Annotated in this window: 3 protein-coding genes; all 3 read left to right on the forward strand. The window is 59.4% G+C overall.

Annotated features, from left to right (window positions below; all coding sequences use genetic code 11):
* Window positions 1-15 precede the first annotated feature (15 nt).
* Window positions 16-1,473: a KAP family P-loop NTPase fold protein gene (locus tag BMX96_RS19040; protein ID WP_091846918.1), complete on the forward strand. Its 1,458-nt coding sequence runs from the start codon at window positions 16-18 to the stop codon at window positions 1,471-1,473.
* 74 nt (window positions 1,474-1,547) lie between these two features.
* Entirely contained in the window at window positions 1,548-2,339 is a 792-nt protein-coding gene (gene qatB, locus BMX96_RS19045) for a Qat anti-phage system associated protein QatB (protein ID WP_139210160.1), read from the forward strand.
* Window positions 2,336-3,108 (forward strand): hypothetical protein (locus tag BMX96_RS19050; protein WP_456238461.1); only part of this gene is annotated, 773 nt, incomplete at its 3' end. The genes qatB and BMX96_RS19050, both read left to right, overlap by 4 nt.

Below are 3,108 nucleotides of genomic sequence, written 5' to 3' on the forward strand. Positions count from 1 at the left end.
GCTCCTCGGTGAACCGTGATCTCTTCATGCCGTCCGTCTCCTTGGTTGGGACGGACTCTACCTCAAACTGGAGGAGGAAACGGGTCTCAGGTCACGGCCCACATTCATGCGTTCAGGTCAGAATTCGAGGAGCTTCTCACGGCGGCCGACATTGATCGTCTCGTCGTTGTCGTGGACGATCTGGACAGATGCCTTCCCGCGACCGCCATCGAGACGCTTGAGGCGATCCGGCTGTTTCTTTTTGTACCGGGTGCAGCCTTTGTCATCGCCGCCGACGAGGGGATGATCGAATACGCCGTCAGGTCCCATTTCCCTGATTTGCCGCTGTCGTCTGGGCCGTCGACCTACGCCCGGAACTACCTCGAAAAGCTCATCCAGGTCCCATTCCGCCTACCTCCTTTGGGATACGTCGAAACCAAGATCTATCTGACGTTGCTGGTGGCAGGCAGTTCGCTCGACACCGGTTCGCCATCATTTGAAGCGCTACTTGACCTTGGCCGCGAGGCGTTGAGACGGCCCTGGGATGGGAACGGGCTCAGCCGGGGCGCGATCGAGGAGCGTCTGGGGACAGTTTCACCGGAGCTGGAGAACGCGCTCATACTCGCCGATCAGCTCGCGCTGCCGCTGGCTGAAGGCGCTCAAGGCAATCCGCGACAAATCAAAAGGTTTTTGAACACACTCAACCTCCGCCTCGCGATCGCGGACGCGCGCCGCATCGGCGAGGATGTGAACCCCGCTGTCCTTGCCAAACTCATGCTCGCGGAGCGTTTCAAGGCTGACTTCTTCGAAGGGCTTGAGGCGGAGGCGGCCGTTAGCGGCGCTTCGAAGACGGTCGCCGCACTCGAAGCCGCGCTTCGGACAGACGACGAGGAGTCCGAAAAAGCCAAGAAGCCGGCAGCCTCGAAGGGTGGGGACAAAAAGGAGAAATCCCCGGACGATGATCTCCTGGATAGCGAGTGGATCAGGCGGTGGGTATTGGTGGCTCCGGCGCTCGCGGATGAGGATCTGCGACCGTATCTGTTCGTATCGAGGGACCGCAAAGCCTTGTTCACTGCCGGTTCCAATCTCGCGTTGAAAGAGGATTGGATCGAGAAACTTTGCGGAAGCACCTTGGGTGCACGCGCGGCGGCAGTGGAAATCGCGAAGCTCACACCCGGAGAGGTCGAGCAGATATTTGACGTCGTCGCCGCTAGGATCAGGGCTTCTACAGATCTCAAGATACGGCCCGATGGCATCGAAGGCCTCGCGGAACTCTGCAAAATATCTCCCAATCTTCAAACGCCGACGGTTCGCCTCCTTGCTGACCTTCCAACCGGCCAGTTGGGTCCGTGGGCTGCCACGGGTTGGGAAAAAATCTTTACCAGTACAGAGGCCAAGCGCGAGTTCGCTAAACTCAAAGAGGGCTGGGCCAAGCTCGACGAGAACAAGCCGCTGCAACTCGCCGCAGGTGGTCGCAAGAGGAGGGGCGGGTAGTGGGAACGTCGAGTTCATATGGTGGACCGTCATCGGGCCTTGTCCCGGACTGGGTGGACGGCGTCGACCCTGGCATGGGCGGTGACGACGGAAGCGACAAAGATGGAAGCGCCGACAGTTCTGACGCTGACAATCCGGCTCCGAACGATGACGGGAGCAAGCCCGAGGCTCCGCCCACCGTCGCACCACCTGGGGGCAAGTTCACTTATCCTCGAGCACAGTTCACCCGGTTTACGAACGGGGGTGGGAGCAGGTCGCTCGGACGTGCTCTGAAGGGCTATGTCAGCGCCGCGGGCGGCGGTGCCGGTGCTGCGCGTCGGATGCCACACTCAACCCGGGTCGCATCCGGCGTCGCGGGGCTCGCGAGCGCGGTCGCGAACGACGGCGCCGAGGCGGCGCTCGCCCGATTCAACCTTCAAGACCTCGCGGGCCGTCCCGCCGCAGAGGTCTTGGAAGCGGTAGCTGAGGTCATCTGCCCGGATGGCGGGACGATCGACGAGTCGATCGCTCGTGACGCGATGCTCGAAGCCATCGCAGAGGTTGCGGAAGATGATCCCGGCGCGTTCGATGAGCTTTCAACGGATCAACTGGACGCATTTCTTTGTGACGTGATCACCCGAAGCGTTGTGACAAAGGTTCTAAACGAGATCGGGACGAACGCGTTACACGGATCGGCGTCAGATGCAGATTTCCGGGAGGCCGAACGCATTACGCGAGATTTTACGCAAGGGAGGGTGCGGGACGCGCTCGGTAACAGGTTCGATGCTGAAACACGTCCGACACAAACCGAAATTGATAGGAGCATATCGGAGGTTTATGCCGACACCTTCGACATGCTCGGCGCAGTTCTGGAGACCATGCAATGAGACGGAGCATCTTTGTACGGTTGGGTGGCAAGGACGAAGAACCTGCAAAGAGTACCGCCGACATCACGATCGATATGGTCGACAACTTTGGTGATCTCGACAGGGGACTAGGCCAGTTATTGGACCGGTTGTTCAAGTTGGGAGCGAGGCCAAGCGAGGCCGCGGTCGATCTAATGATCTTGGCGACGGCTGTGTATGCGGCTGATACCGGTGTGTCGCGGGTCAGATACGCCGATGATGGCTGGACGCGTATGATCGATCTGAGCGTTCCCGTGTCAGATCCGATGCTCTGGCGGAGCCGCCAAGACCACCTCTCAAGTATGCTTAAATTCCTGACCGGCGATCATTGGAGTTTCAGGTTTCGCGATAGACCGGATCACCTCTCATCCTTCACGAAACAACCAGAACAAATGGATCTCACGGACTTCACACAAGTGAGTCTCTTCTCGGGCGGATTGGATAGCCTCATCGGTGCCATTGACCTAATCGCTTCCGGGCAGCGTCCTCTGTTGGTTAGTCATTATTGGGACGGTGAGGCGTCCAGCGCGCAACGTCAGCTGCTCGAAGTATTGAAGGATCGTCACGAAGACGCCTTCGAGTCTGTTCGGGCCTATGTCGGCTTTCGAAAGAAGGATTTTCCGGAAGCTGGCAGCGACAACAATCAGCGGGCGCGCTCGGTCGTGTCTCGAATGCTGTGGAAATTCCCTGGCAGCGTGTTCCGGGCATGTGAAGGTTCGGCCTCTCAGGCGGCGAGGTCAAGGGACATGGG

It is taken from the genome of Palleronia pelagia (assembly GCF_900110115.1).
GTDB lineage: Bacteria > Pseudomonadota > Alphaproteobacteria > Rhodobacterales > Rhodobacteraceae > Palleronia > Palleronia pelagia.